Annotated in this window: 10 protein-coding genes; 5 read left to right on the top strand and 5 right to left on the bottom strand. The window is 71.7% G+C overall.

The genetic code is table 11. The features are described from left to right. Positions 1-18 precede the first annotated feature (18 nt). Positions 19-1137 (top strand): epoxide hydrolase family protein, encoded by a 1119-nt coding sequence (locus tag BJ998_RS35790; protein WP_184867713.1) that lies wholly within the window; start codon positions 19-21, stop codon positions 1135-1137. On the opposite strand, the gene BJ998_RS35795 is transcribed toward BJ998_RS35790, so the two are convergent. Both BJ998_RS35795 and BJ998_RS35800 read right to left on the bottom strand, forming a co-directional pair. After that, positions 1138-1899, bottom strand: a complete 762-nt coding sequence (locus BJ998_RS35795) for an alpha/beta fold hydrolase (RefSeq protein WP_184867714.1) — start codon at positions 1897-1899, stop codon at positions 1138-1140. It lies immediately after the preceding gene. Between the two features lie 87 nt (positions 1900-1986). Further along, a complete protein-coding gene (locus BJ998_RS35800) occupies positions 1987-3528 on the bottom strand; it encodes an APC family permease (RefSeq protein WP_184867715.1) in 1542 nt (513 codons plus the stop codon). Between the two features lie 209 nt (positions 3529-3737). On the opposite strand from BJ998_RS35800, the gene BJ998_RS35805 reads away from it, so the two are divergent. Next, positions 3738-4181 carry a winged helix-turn-helix transcriptional regulator gene (locus BJ998_RS35805; protein WP_184867716.1) on the top strand — a complete coding sequence of 148 codons (444 nt, stop codon included), beginning with the start codon at positions 3738-3740 and terminating at the stop codon, positions 4179-4181. Positions 4182-4184: 3 nt separating this feature from the next. On the opposite strand, the gene BJ998_RS35810 is transcribed toward BJ998_RS35805, so the two are convergent. From BJ998_RS35810 to BJ998_RS35820, 3 genes are read right to left on the bottom strand one after another with little or no spacing between them, the layout of a single operon-like run. Continuing rightward, positions 4185-5276: a protein kinase domain-containing protein gene (locus BJ998_RS35810; protein WP_184867717.1), complete on the bottom strand. Its 1092-nt coding sequence runs from the start codon at positions 5274-5276 to the stop codon at positions 4185-4187. Then, on the bottom strand, positions 5273-8710 hold the full coding sequence (locus BJ998_RS35815; RefSeq protein ID WP_184867718.1) for a serine/threonine-protein kinase: 3438 nt from the start codon (positions 8708-8710) through the stop codon (positions 5273-5275). The genes BJ998_RS35810 and BJ998_RS35815 overlap by 4 nt, the downstream gene beginning before the upstream one ends. Next, entirely contained in the window at positions 8710-9327 is a 618-nt protein-coding gene (locus BJ998_RS35820; protein ID WP_184867719.1) for a DUF7019 family protein, read from the bottom strand. The genes BJ998_RS35815 and BJ998_RS35820 overlap by 1 nt, the downstream gene beginning before the upstream one ends. 95 nt (positions 9328-9422) lie before the next feature. On the opposite strand from BJ998_RS35820, the gene BJ998_RS35825 reads away from it, so the two are divergent. The 3 genes from BJ998_RS35825 (at position 9423) to BJ998_RS35835 (ending at position 17631) form a co-directional block, all read left to right on the top strand. After that, a complete protein-coding gene (locus BJ998_RS35825) occupies positions 9423-12824 on the top strand; it encodes an ATP-binding protein (RefSeq protein ID WP_184867720.1) in 3402 nt (1133 codons plus the stop codon). An 80-nt stretch (positions 12825-12904) separates the two neighbouring features. After that, a complete protein-coding gene (locus tag BJ998_RS35830; RefSeq protein ID WP_184867721.1) occupies positions 12905-15898 on the top strand; it encodes an NACHT domain-containing protein in 2994 nt (997 codons plus the stop codon). A 347-nt stretch (positions 15899-16245) separates the two neighbouring features. Continuing rightward, positions 16246-17631 carry a polysaccharide lyase 6 family protein gene (locus BJ998_RS35835; protein WP_184867722.1) on the top strand — a complete coding sequence of 462 codons (1386 nt, stop codon included), beginning with the start codon at positions 16246-16248 and terminating at the stop codon, positions 17629-17631. Positions 17632-17693 lie beyond the last annotated feature (62 nt).

Consider the following 17693-nt stretch of genomic DNA (forward strand, 5'->3'; position numbering starts at 1 on the left):
GACAACTATGCTTCCCCCATGGCCACTCCCGAGCCGTTCACCACCCGCGCCACCACCGACGAACTCGAGGACCTCCGCTCCCGCCTGCGGAACACGCGCTGGCCGGACGCCCCGGAGGACGCCGGCTGGTCGCTGGGGACGGACATCGCGTACCTCAGGCGGCTCGTCGACCACTGGGCCACCACCTTCGACTGGCCGGCCCAGGAGGCCAAGCTCTCCGAGCTGCCCAGGTTCCGCACTACCGTCGACGGCCTGGACATCCACTTCATCCACGCCAAGGCCACCGCCGGACCAGCGTTGCCGATCGTGCTCACCCACGGCTGGCCGGACTCGTTCTGGCGCTACACCAAGGTGATCCAGCTGCTGACCAACCCGGCCGACCCCGCCGACGCGTTCGACGTGATCGTCCCGGACGTGCCCGGCTTCGGCTACTCCACCCGCCCCGCGCAGCCCCTGAACTCCATCGAGGTGGCCGACCTGTGGGCCCGGCTCATGGACTCCCTGGGCTACCAGCGGTTCGGCGCCGCCGGCGGCGACATCGGCAGCCACGTCAGCCGCTACCTGGGCCTCAACCACCCTGATCGCGTCGTCGCCGTGCACCGCACCGACGGCGGCATCCCGGTCTACACCGGCGACCCCGCCGAGCTCACCCAGGACGAACGCGACTGGATGCAGAGCACCGCCGCCTGGGGCGCCGCCGAGGGCGCGTACGCGGCGATGCACCGCACGAAGCCGCAAACCGCCGCCGTCGGCCTCACCGACTCGCCGGCCGGACTCGCCGCCTGGATCGTCGAGAAGCTCCGCTCCTGGAGCGACGACTTCGACGAGACCTACACCATGGACGAGATCCTCACCAACATCACGATCTACTGGCTCACGGGCACCATCGGCTCCTCGATGCGCATGTACAACGCGAACGCCGCCATCCCGCCCGCCCAGCACGCCCGCCGCGTCGAGGTGCCGTCCGGCTTCTCCCTGTTCTCCGGCGACGTGGTGCGCCCGCCGCGCGCCTGGCTGGAGCGCGCCACCAACCTGGTCTACTTCAACGAGGTGGACGGCGGCGGCCACTTCGCCCCGTTCGAGGAGCCCGAGCTGTACGCCGCCGAGCTGCGCGAGTTCTTCCGCCCCTACCGGTGATCACAGCCCGTCCACGAACTCGGTGAGCCGCCGCCCCAGCCGCTCCGGGGCCTCGACCTGGATCGCGTGCCCGACCCCGGCCAGCACCTCGACCGGCAGCCCCAGCGACCGCAGGTAGTCCAGCGACACCATCTGGTCCTCGCTGCCGTGCAGGACCAGCAGTGGCCGCCCCAGCTTCGCGACGGCCTCGACCTCGTCGATGATCCGGCCCTCGCGGAGGCTGGCGGCGAGCCCGAGCCGGGCGGCGGGGTCGGTGGCGAGGATGTCCGGCACGAACACCTCCGGCGACACCGACGACCCGGGCGCCAGCATGGCGGCGGCGAACGCGGCCGCGTCCTCGGCGCTGATCTCGCCCCGGAAGCCCGCGCCGACCGCCGGGTTCGGCAGGAACGCCGTCGCCGCCGACTCGGCGGCGGCGATCGGCGGCGTGCCCATGAGCACGAAGCCGGCCGCCCGGGGCAGCGCCGAGGCGGCGTGCAGCGCCACATGCCCGCCGAAGCTCCACCCGACGACCACGGCGTCCTCGGCTTCCGCCGACGACAGGAACCCGGCCAGCGCCGACGCGTACCCCGTCATCGAGTAGTCGCCGCCGCGCGGCGACGCTCCGTGCCCGGGCAGGTCGACGGCGAGGCAACGGAACCGCTGCCCGAACGGCCCGTCCAACAGCCCCTGCCACACCGCCGCCGACGAGGAGTTGCCGTGCACCAGCACGACGGTGCGGCCGGTGCCGGTGCTGCTGCGGAACGCGAGTTCAGTGGTCATACCGCATCCTGGAACAGCACCGGCGCCGATGTCAGGTCGGCCGGCCGACCCGGCCACCCGAGGCGGGGTAATACCGCACGAACGTCCTCAGGCATCCGCGACGATCGAGTCGCCGCCGGCGGGGACGGAGCCGCGGGGCAGGCTGCGGCCGGCGAAGAAGGAGCGGCAGCCGCGGTAGACGACGAGCATCAGCGGCACGCCGACGGCGATGGCCAGGACGCCGATCACGGCCACGCCGCCGACGCCGAAGATGGTGGTCTCGCCGCTGTCCGGCTGGGCGTAGTAGACCACGGCCAGCGCCAGCACCAGCGCGAAGAACAGGCCGCCGAGCAGCGGGAACACGCCCCGCAGGAAGAAGTTGCGGACGCTGGCCAGCAGGGTCCTGCGGAAGATCCACACGCAGGCCAGCGACGTCATGGCGTACTCGACGCCGATGGTGAGGCCGACGGCGCTGACGGAGTCGGACAGCACGTCGTCGCTGAGCAGCGACAGCAGCACGTACAGGGCGAAGGACACGATGCCGAACGTCCAGGTCGACACGGTCGGCGTGAGGTAGCGGGGGTGCACGCGGGCGAAGACCTCGGGCAGCGCGCCGTGCGAGGCCATCGAGAGCGTGGTGCGGGCGCACGGCATGATGGTGGCCTGGCTGCTGGCGGCGGCGCTGGTGAGCACGGAGACGATCAGCAGCACGCCCATCACCTTGCCGAACGTGCCGTCGCCGAAGACGGCCGAGCCGAGACCGGCCAGCACATCGTCGGAGTTGTCCGGATTGCCCAGGCCGATGCCGGTCTGGCCGATGCCGGCGAACGCCAGCGCGGCGATGGTGACGATCACGTAGTTGAGCACCAGCAACACGGTCGACAGCACGGCGGCCTTGCCCGGCCCGCGCCGCGGGTCGGCGGACTCCTCGTTCACGGAGACCGAGCTGTCCCAGCCCCAGTACAGGAACACGGCCGGCAGCGTGGCGGCGATGAACGCGCCCGCGCCGATGCCGGTCGGGAGCAGCCAGCTCCAGGCCGGAGTGGACGCCTGCGACCCGGCGGAGCCGTTGAGCACCCGGTACAGCGCGACCACGGCGAAGATCACCAGCACCGTGAGCTCGACCGCGAGCAGCACCCACTGCAGCTTGGCGGACACCTCGATGCCGCGGTAGCAGATCCAGCAGAGCAGGACCAGCCAGGCCAGCCCGACCGCCATGGTGGCGAACTTGTTGTCGGCCAACGAGTCCGCGCCGAACAGCAGCAGCGTGTACTTGCCGGAGATGGCCGACTGGCTGGTCATGGCCAGCAGCTGCGCGATGGTCACCACCCAGCCGGACATCCAGCCGACCTTGCTGCCGAAGGCGCGCGTCGCCCAGGTGAAGTTGGTGCCGCAGTCCGGCTCGGCCGAGTTCAGCTCACGGAACGCCAGCGCGACGAACATCACCGGCACGAAGGCGAACAGCACGAAGGATGCGGCCTGGAAGCCGGTGCCGGCGATCACCAGCAGGCCGAGCGTCGCGGCGATGGAGTACGCCGGCGCGGTCGACGCCGTCCCGATCACCACCGACGACACCATGCCGAGTGCGCCGGGGCGCAGGCCCTTGCTGTCGGCGGACGGGGGGACGGCGTGCGCGACTACTTCGGTCATGTCTCCTCCGGGACGGTGTCGAGCAGGGGTCGAGCGTTCCGGATGCACCGGGCCGAGGAGGAAAGATACGTGATCGAGGGCGGTCGGCGCGATCAGCGGACGGCGGATGTGGCCGGAACCGCGACGATCGTCGCAGGTCGGTTGCCCCGGGGCAGCGGGATTTGTCATCCTGGATTCAGGATCTCTAGCCAGAGGTGAGGAGTCTCACGGTGTCGGACGACCCGAGCTGCTCGATCGAGCGCAGCCTGCAGGTGCTGGGCGAGCGCTGGTCGCTGCTCATCCTGCGGCAGATCTTCATCGGCCAGCACCGGTTCGCCGAGATCCAGGCCGAGCTGGGCGTCGCGCCCAACCTGCTCAGCGCGCGGCTGAAGACGCTGGTCGAGGCGGGTGTGCTGCGCATGCGTCCGTACCAGGAGGCGGGCAGCCGGCAGCGCCAGAGTTACCACCTGACGGATGCCGGCCGCGACCTGCTGCCCATTCTCGGCGCCTTCCAGCAGTGGGGCGACCGCTACCGGCCCCGGCCGTCCGGGCCGTCGGTGGCGCGCCGGACCCGGACCACCGGAGAACCGCTGCACGTGGCCTTCGTCACCGAGGACGGCCGTGAGGTGGATCTGTCCGATGTGGACATGCTGGTGACCCGGGACGCCGCCTAGGACTCAAGTCCTGAGGGCGGCCGCGAGCGCGGCGGCGGAGGTTGGTCCGGAGTGGACGGTCTCGTCCAGCACCGAGTCGATCACCTCGGCGAGGGCCTCGGGCACGGTGGCGAGACGGTCGCGGACCGGCACCGGCGGCGTTCGCAGGACGACGGTGACGGCACTGGTCCGGGGCGGGAAGTCGCGTGGCGGCTGGCCGGTCAACATCCAGTACAGACAGGCGGTGATCGCCCACAGGTCCACATCGGGGCGGGCGTACTTGTAGTCGATGACCTGGCGGCGGGGCATGAAGGCGACGCTGCCGCCGATCGCGCCGGTTCGGGTGCGGCCGGACAGGCCGGCCTGGTCGAACGCCTTGGCCAGGCCGAAGTCGGCGATCTTGAGCCGGCCGTCGCCGGTGAGCAGCAGGTTCTGCGGCTTGAGGTCGCGGTGCACGAGGCCGTGTCCGATCACGGTGCTGCCGTCGGCCAGTCGTACCGGAACGTCGGCTTCGTGGGCGTAGACGAGGGCGTCAAGGGCTTGCAGCGTCAGGGAGACGGCCTCGTCGACCGGGATGGGTCCGTGGTCGGCGAGGCTACCGCCGGCGCAGTACTCGTAGCGGACCCGGAGCACGCCGTCCTCGGTGTCACTGCCGAGGAAGTCGACGATGTGGTTGTGCCGCAACGCCTTCGTGCAGTCCAGTTCGCGCTGGAAGGCGTCGCGGGCGTCGGGGTCGACCCGACCCTGCTCGGTGAGCGTCTTGACCGCGACGAACTCGCCCGGCGTCTCCTCGACCAGCTCCACCACGCCCTGCGCGCCCCGACCCAGTTCCCTGACCGCGCGCGGAAAGAACGAGACCAGCACCGTCGTGTCGCCGATCAGCAACTCGTCGCCGTCGCACAGTTCCGTTGTCTCGTGGGCCTCCCCGTTCACGATGGTGCCGTTGCGGCTGGCCAGGTCGCGCACGGTCACCGACGTCGGGCCCACGTCGACCAGGCAGTGCCGGCGGGAGACCTTGCGGTCGGCCGCGATCCGGAAATCGCACTCCGGCGCGCGGCCGACCACGCAGCTGCCGGTGATCACCTGCGAGACATCGCCACACGACAGCCTGATCATCGGAAGTCGTAGTCCCACACCAGTTCCCAGCCGCACATCGACGAACCGATGTCGGTGGTGAGCAGCTTGCCGCCGTCGTCGCTGAGCATCATGCGGTGGATGTCGGCCCGGTGGCCCTCCATCTCCCGCAGGCACCCGCCGGTGCGCAGGTCCCACACCTGGATCTGGCGGGCGTTGTTGGCGGTGACCGCGAACGTCCCGTCGGCGCTGAGCACGTAGGCCTGGATCAGGTCGGGCACCGGCAGCGACCGATGGACCTCCCCGGTGTCGGTTCGCCAGACGGACAGCCCCTTCTCGCCCGGCGTCGCCGCGAGCCGGCCGTCGCCGCTGAGGGCCAGTCGCTGCTGCGGACCGATCAGCGAGGTGCCGCACCGCACCGAGTGTCGGAACTCGCCGGTCGCCGCGTCCCACACGCCGGTCGACAGCCCGAACGAGACGAACAGGAGGCGACCGTCGGGACTGAAACGCAGTCCCTCGTCGGCGGACCGGGACTTGAGGGTCCACGTCGGCCCGGGTGGTTCGCCCGCCCACACGTGGATCTCGTTCTCGTCGCCACCGGTGCTGCCCAGCGCCGCGACGTGCCGGCCGTCCGGGCTCATCGCCACGGTGTGAATCCGGCCCGGGAAGGCCTTCATCTCGGCCAGGACGTTGCCGCGCGGCAGGTCGCGCACGCGCAGCGTTCCGGTCTCGTCGCCGATGACGATGCCGGTGCCCGTCGCGTCGACGTCGAACGCGGTGAGCCGGCCGGTGTCCTTGGTGAAGATGCGTTTGCCGCCGTCGGCCAGGTTCAGCTGGCGGATGGTGCCGGCGGTGGTCAGGACCAGCACCAGCAGGCCGTCCACGGCGAAGCGGACGTCCCTGGCCATGCCGCCCTCGCCGCGGTCGAACGTCAACAGCCGTTCCGCGGCAAGGAAGTCCCACACGTCCACTTCGCCGGTCCACCGGCAGCTCACCGAGTACCGGCCGTCCTGGCGCAGCAGCACCACCGGCGGCTGGGTGAACTCGCCGTCCGCCGCGTACTCGTACAGGAACCAGCCGCCGAGCAGCCTCGACCTGGTGCCGTGCGGGCCGAGTCGGGCCCAGGCCTCGCGCACCTCGTGGTTGCGGGCGAAGCCGGGAACCTCCCGGATGGTCCGCAGCACCTCGCCGGCCGCGGCGAACTGCTCCCGCTCGACGAGCTCCTTCACGCGGTCCATGCGGCTGCGGAAGGTGTCTTCCGTGCTGACGAGCTCGTGGGCCGCCCGGGGTCGCGCGTAACACCACGGCGCCTGGTAGTCGGCAGCCGGCAGGGAGCGGAGCGCGATGCCGGCGTAGTCGCTCGCGAGCGCGGCCACCCGTGCGTCGGCGGTGATCGCCGCCGCCTTCACGAACTGCGCGTCGGGCTTCAGATCGCGGCCGACCACGCGCAGGCAACGGCCGGTCGGCGCGTCGAAGACCCGGACCGGAGGCTCGTAGGTGGTCATCATCGTGGTGCCGGCGACCACCATGGTGTAGATGTCCGCATACCGGGTCGGCACCTCGCTCACCACCACACCGTTGCGCGTGTCCCACGTCGTGAGCGGCCCGTGCCACCAGGCGACCACCGCATGGCTGGCGTCCAGGCTGACCGCGCCGATGTCCAATTCGGACGAATACTTGGGCACTCCGTGCAGCGTTCCCCGCTGTGGCCCGGACAAGGCCGCGGTCAAGCTGTTGGTGGCCACGTCCCAGGCCCGCACCGAGCTGTCCCGATCGCGGAACGAGGCCGAGACGACCCGGCGGCCGTCCGGGCTCAACGCCAGCGAGTCGATCCGCCCTGCGTGCGCCCGCATGGCGGCGACCTGGCGTTCGTGCTCGACCGTCCAGACCGACACCAGGCCGGAGACCTGGCCCGTCGCGTAATGGCTGCCGTCGGCGCTCACCGCGACCGCACACACGCCGCCGGCATCGCGGAGCCCGGGCCGCTGGCGGCGTCGCGCCAGATCCCACAGCTCGACGGCACCTTGACGGATGATCGCGCCGACCGTGGCGTCCGCGCTCATGGCGACGGCCTGGACGGGATCCCCACGGCGGGTCAGGACGTGCTGCGCGCGCCGGCCGGTGCCCTTGGCCGGCGTCCACAACACCAGCCGCCCCTTCTTGTCGCCGAACAACACCTGCTGGCCGTCCGCGCTGAGCGCGACCGCCGTGACACCTTCGTGTTCGAGGTCGATGGCGATGCGCGGCGGACGGTTGTCCAGCGCGGCCAGTGCTGTCTGAGCGTCCATGGAGGATGGGTCGGCGGCGGCTGCCTTGCGCAGCAGCTCGCCGGCGCGCTCGTTCTCGTGTCGCTCCAACTGAACGGCCCCCAGCAGCAACGGCCCGAGGCTGTTGGCGGGGTCGGCGGAGCTGGCGGCCTCCAGGTCGGACACGACCTCCTCACCCGTGCGGGAGCCGGTCCGCCACTTGTGCAGGCCCTGGTTGTAGACGGACGGCAGGTGGTACGGATCCGCGCCGACCGCCCGCTGCCACAGCTCCTCCGCCTCCTCGACGCGGCCGAGGTCGAGCAGCGACAGGGCCTGGTTGGACAGGCCGTCGGCGAGCAGCCGCGCCGGCTTCGGAGCCTGACGCCCGTACGCCGTGCCGACGACATCCCCGTAGAGGTCGATCAGCTGCGCGGCGACGTCGAGGGCGGTGGGACGCTGCTCCGGATCGTCGGCGAAGCAGGTGCGCAGCAGGGCCACGACCTTCGCCGGCATGGGCAGGCCCTCGTCCAGCAGTGTCGTCAGCGCCTCGCCGGCGGCCTCGCCGAAGTTGGTCGGCCGGCGGCCGGCGAACATCTCCAGCACCGTCACCGCCCACGACCACACGTCCGTCGCCGCTGTGATTCGCACCCCGGGCCGGCCGGCCATGGCGTCGGCCTGCTCGGGGGAGCAGTACTCCCGCGTCCTCCCGGCGAAGCTGACGCCGGCCGGCGCCTCCTCGTCCGTCTGCAGCGCCTTGGCCAGGCCGAAGTCGGTGACCTTGACGGTGCCGTCCGGTTCGAGCATCACGTTGGCCGGCTTGACGTCCTGGTGCACCAGGCCGGCCTCGTGCGCGTGGGCGAGGCCCCACGCCGTCTGGATCGCGATGTCGAGGATGCTCGCCGGATCGTCGAGCCGGCCCTTCGCCACCGCCTCGGCGAGGCTGCCGCCGTCGACCCACTCCGCGAACACCCTCGGCGTGGCGTCGATCGTGCGCACGTAGACGCAGTTCACGGTGTGCGGGTGCAGCCCCAGGTTCACCCACGTGCCGGCCTCGCGCTCGAAGTGCCGGCGGTCCGCCGGCGTGGTCATCCACTCCGGGCGGGGCGTCTTCACCGCCAGGTCCACCTGCCAGCCGAGGTGACGCACCCGGTGCACGACGCCCATGCCGCCGCTGCGCACGTCCTTGACCTCGTACAGGCCGAGGACCGTCTCGCCCGGCTGCCAGGCCATCAGTCCGCCAGGGCGACGAACAGCGGGCTGCCCACCAGGACACTCACGGCCTTGCCGCCGTCGAGCTCCGGGTACGGGCTCGGGCCGTGCCGCAGGCGTTTCGCGACGAACTCCACCTCCTGCTCGTCGCCGCGCAGGTTCCGGTTGGCCAGGTACGCCAACTCCAGAGAGCTCTCCGCGGCGTCGTCCGCGGCGATCGCCTCCAGGCCCTGGACCAGCCCCGGCAGCTGGGACGGCGCGAACACCGCGTCCTTCGGCGCCGTCCCGCCGAAGATGTGCCCACTGGCGCCGCCCAGGCCCACCACCGTGTCCTCGGTGGCGCCGCCGAAGTAGACCAGCCCCGGCGCGGCCTGCTTCCAGCGCATCGCCAGCCGCCCCCGGAAGTACTGGCCCGGCTCGTCGATCGTGCCCACGTCGCAGAAGTCGTCCAGGTGCCGCACCACCCGCTCCAGCCGGGCGATCCGATCCGCGTCGGACTCCACCTTGCGCTTGCCGGTGACCACCTTGAGGTTGACCCCGACCTCCGTGCTGCGCTTGCCGGCGAACCCGGGATCGACCTGCGGCAACAGCATGTCGACCTTGGAATCGCTGATGTAGACGTAGTACCGCAGCGACACACGGCCCCCTCACCTGCCGACTACTCCGGTCGGCCCAGGTTACAAGGCGTGCCGGGCCGCTCACCGGGCTTTCGCGCCATCGGTATGCTCGCGTCGTGGGGACAGCGCCCTCGGTCAAGGTGGAACTGCTCGGCGCGGTCCGCGCCTGGTCGGACAGCGGCGAGATCCCGTTGGGGCCGCCGCGTCAGCGCGCGGTCTTCGCCATGCTGGCGGCGAGCGTGGACACGGTGGTGTCCCGCAGCGAGCTGATCGACGGCATCTGGGGCGAGGAGCCGCCGGCGAGCGCCGAGGGCAGCCTGTACACGTACATTTCGGACTTGCGGCGAGCGCTGGAGCCGGGGCGGGCCAATCGCGCGCCGAGCCGGCTGCTGGAGTCCTCGGGCGCCGGCTATGTGCTGCGGGTGCCGGCCGATCACGTGGACCTGACCAGATTCGCCGTGCTCCGCCAGGAAGCCGCCGGTCTGCTCGCGTCCGGATCGCCCGGCGCGGCCCTGCGGGCGCTCGACGCCGCGCTGGCGCTGTGGCAGGGCGAGGCGTTCGGCGGGATCCCCGGCCCGTACGCGGAACGGCGCCGGGGCAGCCTGGCCGAGCTGCGGCTGGCCACCCAGGAGCAGCGCGCGGAGGCGATGCTCGCCCTGGGCGCGGCCCACGACGTGATCGGCGAGCTGTCGGAACTGGTCCGGACCTATCCGCTGCGCGAGAGCCTCCGGGCGCTGCTGATGACCGCCCTGCACCGGAGCGGCCGGCGCGCCGAGGCGCTGGACGTCTACCGCGACGCCGAGCGGCTGCTGGAGGAGGAGCTCGGCATCGAGCCGAGCCCGCCGCTGACCAAGCTCTACCAGCAGCTGCAGGCCGACGAGGTCAGGCCGGTCGTCTCGGTCCGGGCGAGCCACCACGCCCGAGTGCCCGACGGCTTCGTCAGCCGCGCGATGGAAGTGGCCCGGATGCAGGCCATGGTCGCCGACGTGGCCGCCGGCACCGGCGGCGTGATCTGGCTCGAAGGCGAACCCGGCATCGGCAAGTCCTCGCTGCTCGCGGCCGGCCTGGCCGGCGCGGAGGAGGCCGGCTGCCAGCTCGGCTGGGCCGTCGCGGACGAGCTCGGCCAGCGCTTCCCGCTGCGCACCATCCTCGACTGCCTGGACGTGGACCGCCGCTCGGCCGACCCGCGCCGGGCGGAGCTCGCCGACAGCCTGCACAGCCCCGCCAACGGCCTGTTACCCGGCGCGGACCCGGTGACGGCCGCGGTCGACCGGCTGCTGGCGTTCGTCGAGACGCTGTGCGAGGACGCGCCGCTGCTGCTCGTGATGGACGACATGCAGTGGGCCGACGAGGTCAGTTTGCTGGTGTGGCACCGGCTTTCCCGCGCCACGAGCCGGCTGCCGCTGCTGCTGGTGGCCAGCGCGCGGACGCTGCCGCGGCGGCCGCACGTCGAACAGGTGCGGCTGGCGGCGGCGGACGGCTTTGTCGTCACCCTGGAACCGCTCAGCGCCAACGATGTCGCCGACATCGTCCGGCAGTCGGTCGGCGCCCCGCCCGGACCGGAGCTTCGGACCCTGACCGCCCGTGCCGGCGGCAATCCGCTGTACGTGCGGGAACTTCTGGACGCGCTGTCCCGTGAGGACGCGATCACGGTCGCCGACGGCAGCGCCGAGATCCAGCACGGAACCGCCGCCAGCGCCCCGGGTTCGCTCGTGGCGGCGCTGACCCGCCGGCTGAGCTTCCTGTCCGCCAACGTCCGGGAGGCCCTGCAGTGGGCCTCGCTGCTCGGCGCGGAGTTCGCCGTCGGCGATCTCTCCGTCGTCAGCGACCGACCGGTGCCGCAGCTGCTGGGCCTGCTGGACGAGGCGATCACCAGCAACGTGGTGATCGCCAACGGGGACTACCTCGCGTTCCGGCACGGCCTGATCCGCCAGGCGCTGTACGAGGGCACACCCAGCGCCGTCCGGCTGGCCCTGCACAACCACGCCGCACAGGCGCTGGCCAAGGCCGGCGCGCCGCTCGAACAGGTCGCCGAGCAGCTGCTGGCGGTGCCCGGCGCCGTCGAACCCTGGGTCGTGACGTGGCTGCAGGACAATGCTTCCGCGCTCGGCCAGCTGGCGCCGCAGATCACCATGGACCTGATCGGCCGCGCGCTGGCCATGCCGACGCTCACACCGCCGGCGCGCGAGGCGCTCACCGCCGAGCTGGCTCGGCTGTCGTTCGCCCTCGGCGGCGTTCCCGAGTCCGAGGTGCGGTACGTGATCGGCCGGACGAGGAACGTCGACCGGTTGTCGGAGATGCGATCCATCCTCGCGCACATCCTGTGCCGGCGCGGCCAGGGCGCGGCGGCGGTGGAGATGCTGCGGGAGTCCATCGAGGGCCCGGACGTGCCGGAGGTGTGGAAGGCCCGGCACGAGGTGCTCACCGCGATCGGCGAGCGGACCGGCAACCAGGACCTCACGGCGTGCGAGGTCAGCGCCCGGCGTGGCGTGAAACGCGGCCAGGAGTGCGGCGACGAGTTCGCTGCGGCACACGGACTTCAGGAGCTGTGGGTCGTGCACTCGGTGCGCCGCGAGCACGCGGCGGCGATTTCCGTGGTGGACGAGGCCATCGCCGCCATCGCGGACGTGCCGGCGCTGGTCGGGATGCGGCTGAACCTGTTGGACAACCGGCTGTTCAGCCTGCAGAACCTGGACCGCCTGGCCGACGTCGACGACACGCTCCGGTTCGCGCGGGAACTCGGCCGGCAGCACGCCGTGCCGACCGAGCTGCACCTGCCGGCCGCCGTGCACCACTACTGGCTGGGCCGCTGGGACGAGGCGTTGGTCGAGCTGGACGGGGTCGTGCAGGACAGCCCGGAGATGACGTTCTACGGGCTGCGGGAAAGCACCGTGACGCTGCTCCTGCTGCACGGTGTCGCCGCGCTGATCGCGTTGCGGCGGGCCGACGACGATGCCGCCGACGCGCATCTCCTCGCCGCCGCGGAGCTGCCGGTGGCCAGCCCGGCCGAGCGGGAGAACTGCGACTTCCTCGTTGCCGCGCAAGCGGTTGCGGCCGAGCGTGACGGCCGCATCGACGAGGCGGTGTCGCTGCTGACCCCGAACCTGCGGGCCGACTACTCGCAGATGACGTTGCGGCACCAGTGGTTGCCGGACCTGGCCCGGCTCGCGCTGCAGCAGGGCGACATCGCGATCGCCCGGGAGGCCGCCGAGCAGTGCGACGACGAGGCCAGCCGCGAGCAGCAGCCGGCCCGTGCCTTCACGGCCGCGTTGCGGTGCCGGGCTCTCGTCACCGGCGATCCCGAGCCGGCGCGTGAGGCCGTCGAGCACTACCGGCGAATCGGGCGGGCGGTGGAACTCGGGCAGGCGTTGGAGGATCTCGCCGTGCTGCACGCCGCCCGTGGGCACGTCTCCGATGCCGAGGCGGCACTGGGGGAGGCCATTGCCGAGTACTCGGCTTTCGGTGCGCGGTGGGACATTCAGCGTGCCCGCGAGCGGTCGGCGGCGGCGCGGCCGTAGGCGATCTCGACGCCCCGTTCGGTGCAATCCGGCGCTCAACCGTGCGTGGACCCGCCGGATCCGCGCTAGGTTGACTGGCCATGGATCCCGGGGACGTCAGCAACGTCGTGGCCGGCGACGCGTCGGGGCCGGTCGTGCAGGCGGGCGTGATCCACGGCGGCGTACACTTCGGCCCGGACACGTCCCGGCAGGCGCAGATCCGGCTGCGCGAATACCTGCAGTCACTCGGCCAGGCCGACGACAAGCACGAGTACCGCAGCATCCTCGACGACGGGCCGCCGCTCGGGGAGATCTACCTGCAGCGCGTGGCCGTCCGCGACGGCGACCGGCTGCCCGCCGAGCGGTTGCTGGACGTGCACGACGGCCTGCAGGTCACCGGCGAGCCCGGCGCCGGCAAGTCCAGCCTGCTGCGCCGGATCGCCGCGATCGCGGCCCGGGACCTGCTCGGCGGCGGCACGCCCCGGTTCGTCCCCGTGCTGGTCACGGCCAACGACCTGGCGGCGGCGAAGTCCCTGCGGGAGGCCCTGATCGCCGGCACGTTCGGCAAGACCGACCAGGTCCTCGACACCGCCCAGCTGGCCGAGCTCTTCCGCGAGCCGCCGCTGCCCGACGTGCCGTGGCTGGTGCTCGTCGACGGCCTCGACGAGGTCGTGAGCGTCGGCGGGCAGCGGGACGTGCTGGACCTGATCCGCCGCAGCCGCGAGCTGGCGTCCTACCGGTTCGTCGTGGCCAGCCGGCCCATCGGCAGCGGCGGCTTCCGCATGATGGGGGAGGATCGCTATCCGACGTACGCGATCCTGCCGTTCACCGACTCCGACTGGATCGAGTTCGCCGCCAAGTGGTTCGACCGGTACGGGCACGCCGACGCGCGGGCGCGGGCCACCGAGCTGCTGGCGCGGGTGGACCGGACCAAGCTCGGGCCGCTCACCCGCATCCCGCTGACCGCGTCCATGATCTGCCTGTTGCACCTCAGCGGCCCCGAGCAGGCGCTGCCCGACAACCAGTCACAGCTGTACGCCGCCTTCGTCCGGCTGCTGCTGTCGAAGTTCCCGCAGGTCGACATCCGGGCCCAGCTGCGCCGCACCCTCGACCCCTACGGCGCCGCCGACGCCGGCGAGCGCTTGGTCGACCACATCGAGCATCTCATGGAGCACCTGTCCTTCGTCGCGCAGACCGATGGCCCCGCCGGCACCATGGCGGCGCTCACCACGTGCGCTTTGCACTGGCCCGCGGCGGGTTTACCGCCCGGGGTGCCCGAGCGGGACTGGCGCGACGTCCTGGCCAAGGTCATCGCCGCCACCGGCCTGGTCACCGTCCGTGCCACCGGCGACGTCGCCTACCTGCATCCGACCATCGCCGAGTACCTGGCGGCACGGCACGTGTTCCGCCGGACCCGCGGTCGCGGGCGCCTGGCCGCCTGCCGCGCCTTCGCCCCGCAGTCGGACTGGCCGTGGCCGGACCTGAACGTCAAGGTCTTCCTCGCCGCCAACTGGGTCGAGGCCGGCCGCGACCTGGGCTGGGCGCTCCGACGGCTGCTGCTGCCGTGGCATCGACAGCACAACGCCGGCTTCGTCGTGGAGCTGGTTCGTCACGGCATTTCCGTGGACGCCGCTTTGCTGGCCGCGACCGTGTCCGCGCTGCGAGCGATGATCGCCACCGTCCGGACACCGCCGACCGCGTGGCGGCACGCCGTGGAGTGGCTGCGCGAACTCGACATCGACGCGTTGCGGGAGGAAGTCACCAGGCTGGCGAACACGCCGCAGTTGCCGATCGACCGCTGGTACGAGGCCATCAGCTGCCTGGTCACCGTCGACTGGGACGAGGCGATGGCGCAGGTGCCCGAGCTCATGGCCGATGAGCGCGCCAGCGAGCAGGCGATGACCGCCCTGGCCCGTCAGGTGGCCAAGAAGTCGGCCGACGACAGCTTCGCGGTGCTGGTCGAGCTTCTCAGCAAGGGGCAGGGCCGGGAGCACAGCAGAAAGCTCGCCGCCACGCTGTTGGCGGTTCACCCCGAGCGTGGTGCCAAGGCGATCGTCGGCGACCTGGCGGCCGCCGCGCTGCGTGCCGGCATCTGGCAGGACGCGCTTGCTCGGATCAGCGAGCACGCGCCGGAGCTCGCCCTGGAAGGGTGGGCTGTCACGGTGCGGTCGGGGCCCTCGGCGGAGATGCGCAGGGAAGCCCTGACCTACCTGGCTGAGCATGCTCCGGAACTCGCCGCAACGACTGCCCGTGACGTCGTCCGCGACGACAGCCAGCCCGGCGACACCCGGGTGGACGCGGCAATCCTCGCCGCGGACCTGCTCAACGACGGCGGAGCGTTGCTGACGGAACTCCTCACGGCGTCGGTCGGGCCGGAATACCGGGCGATGGCGTACGCGGCGTGGGGTGTGCGTACGGGGAACCGGGCCGAGGCGATCCAGCGGATCCACGAGATCCACGGCGCCTGCGGTTCCGGCAGTTCCCTGCGTTTGACGGTGCCGGAGTCGATGGCCGTACTGGACAAGGAGGCCGCGGTCGCGCTGATGCGGGAGGAGATCCTGCACGGCAGCCACGACTTCGACACCCGCGTCCGCGAACTGCGTGAATTGGCCAGATGGGCGTCGAATGCGGAGCTCGCGTCCATTTGCCGCAGCCTGGCCCAGGACGCGCGACCCGAAGACGCTCTGAGCGTCGCGAGGCTCGCCGCTACCAAGTACGACGACGTCAGCGTGGTCGAGAAGCTCATCCGGGAATGGAACGGCTCGCTCGCCATCGACGCGATGACGGTTCTGGCGGACCAGCACCCCTACAAGGCGGCGCAGCACCTGGCCGCCTTCGCCCGCAACGGTTCGGAGTCCGGGCCGGACCGGCTGCAGGCAGCCAGGACCGCCTACCGACTGCGTCCGCCACTGGGGGCGGACGCGCTGCGGGCCCTCGCCTCGGACCGAGCCCTCGACGCCGAATGCCGCCTCGTCCTGGCCAAGTCGCTGCTGGAGTTCGACCGTCGGCGTGGGGAGGACATCCTGCGCGTGTTGGTCAAGCACCGGTCGACTCCCGCCCGTGTGCGTCGGCAGGCCGAGCAACTGCTCAGCTAGTGCCGAGGGGGTTGTCGATGGCGTAGCGCCAGAAGCCGTCGGGGCCGGGAGCTGATGCCCAAAACGCCGGTAACCAGTGACTCCCGTGCCCAGTCTGCCCGATCGGACGTTCCGCCCGGCGGTCCGGTCGTCCCTCCGCACGAAGGCATGCTCGGCCTTCCGGCCCTCGTGGCAACAGGAAGGCCAAGCCGGGCCGCGCTCGTGAACCGGGGCAGGCGGCAGCGCGGCTGATGGATCGATCGGGCCTCCCGATCGTGTATTGACTCATCGGATCACTGGTGGTTCCCTGACTGCACCGCCGCGCGCCGGCCGTCTGGTTTCCCTGCAACCTGACCAGGAGCGCGTTCATGAGTCACGCTCGAAAAGTGGTGATCGCCGCCGGAGTGGCGGCCCTGCTCGCCGTCGGCGGCGCGCAGTTCGCCGGCGCGGCAACGCCGCGAACGCTCGTTTCGTCGTCACCGTCCCAATTGTCGGCAACTCTCGCGCAGGCGCGGCCCGGTGACCGGGTCGTCGTCGGCGCCGGGGTCTACGACGCCGGGCTGATCCGGGTCGGCCGCTCCGGCACCGCGCGGGCCCCGATCACCATCGCCGCCGCGCTCGGCCAGGTCCGGTTCAGCGGCGCCGGCGGTCTGGACCTGACCGGCGCGTCCCATGTCGTGGTGCAGGGATTCGTGTTCGCCGACGGCAACGGGCTGACCGTGCCCGGCGACGCCGCCGCCAACCGGATCACGCGGAACACGTTCGAGGGCAACAAGGGCGGCGCCGACCTCACCGTCAAGGCCAACGACACCGAGGTCGACCACAACACGTTCGAGAACCGCACCGAGCAGGGCGTGTACCTGCAGGTGGTCGGCCCCGGCTCGAACGACATGGCGCAGCGCGTCCACGTGCACCACAACTACTTCTACAACCACCAGTACAAGGGCGCGAACGGTGGCGAGTCCATCCGCTTCGGTCTCTCGGGCCGGCAGCACGCCGTCGCCGACGGGCTGATCGAGAACAACCTGTTCGACAAGGCCGACGGCGACTCCGAGGCCATCTCGATCAAGTCGTCCAACAACGTGGTGCGGTACAACACCATCGTCAACAGCCGTGGCACGCTTTCCCTGCGGCACGGGTGGAACACCCGCGTCGAGGGCAACATCCTCATCGGCGGCAGCACCGGCATCCGGTTCTTCGGCAACAACCACGTCGTCATCAACAACATCGTCGAGGACACCTCCGGTCCGGCCATGGAGTTCGGCGGCGGCGAGGTGCGGGACGACACCACCAGCGGCACCGACCACGAGGCGTCCGACCACTGCGTCGTCGCCTTCAACACGCTGTCCGGCAGCGACTACCTGATCTGGTACGAGAGCAGCAAGAAGTACCCGCCGTCGGACGACACGCTCGCCGACAACATCCTGCTCGGCCACGGGCAGGCCGCCGCCAAGGGCACCGGCACGTCGCTGCACTTCACCGGCGACATCCTGTCCGGCTCGTCGGCGGGTTCCCTGCCCGCCGGCTCGTACCGGAACGTCGACCCGAAGCTGGTGCGTGACGCGAACAAGCTGCTGCGGCCGGCCGCCAACAGTCCCGCCATCGGCGCGGCGACGGGCTCCTACCCGCAGGTGACGCTGGACATCGACAAGCAGACCCGGCCGTCGGCCAAGGACGTCGGCGCCGACCAGTACAACACCTCGGCGCCGGGCCGACCGCTGACGACCGCGGATGTCGGGCCGAAGGCGCCGTAGCGAAACGGCTCCGGCCGACCGCTGACGACGGCAGACGCCGTAGCGAAGACGGTCCCGGCCGG

The organism is Kutzneria kofuensis (assembly GCF_014203355.1).
In the GTDB taxonomy this organism is placed as follows: Bacteria; Actinomycetota; Actinomycetes; order Mycobacteriales; family Pseudonocardiaceae; genus Kutzneria; species Kutzneria kofuensis.

Excerpts from the sequence above, each read along its gene's own strand:
- BJ998_RS35800 (WP_184867715.1), bottom strand. The coding sequence starts at position 3,528 with ATGACCGAAGTAGTCGCGCACGCCGTCCCCCCGTCCGCCGACAGCAAG.
- BJ998_RS35810 (WP_184867717.1), bottom strand. The coding sequence starts at position 5,276 with ATGATCAGGCTGTCGTGTGGCGATGTCTCGCAGGTGATCACCGGCAGC.
- BJ998_RS35830 (WP_184867721.1), top strand. The coding sequence starts at position 12,905 with ATGGATCCCGGGGACGTCAGCAACGTCGTGGCCGGCGACGCGTCGGGG.
- BJ998_RS35790 (WP_184867713.1), top strand. The coding sequence starts at position 19 with ATGGCCACTCCCGAGCCGTTCACCACCCGCGCCACCACCGACGAACTC.
- BJ998_RS35835 (WP_184867722.1), top strand. The coding sequence starts at position 16,246 with ATGAGTCACGCTCGAAAAGTGGTGATCGCCGCCGGAGTGGCGGCCCTG.
- BJ998_RS35795 (WP_184867714.1), bottom strand. The coding sequence starts at position 1,899 with ATGACCACTGAACTCGCGTTCCGCAGCAGCACCGGCACCGGCCGCACC.
- BJ998_RS35815 (WP_184867718.1), bottom strand. The coding sequence starts at position 8,710 with ATGGCCTGGCAGCCGGGCGAGACGGTCCTCGGCCTGTACGAGGTCAAG.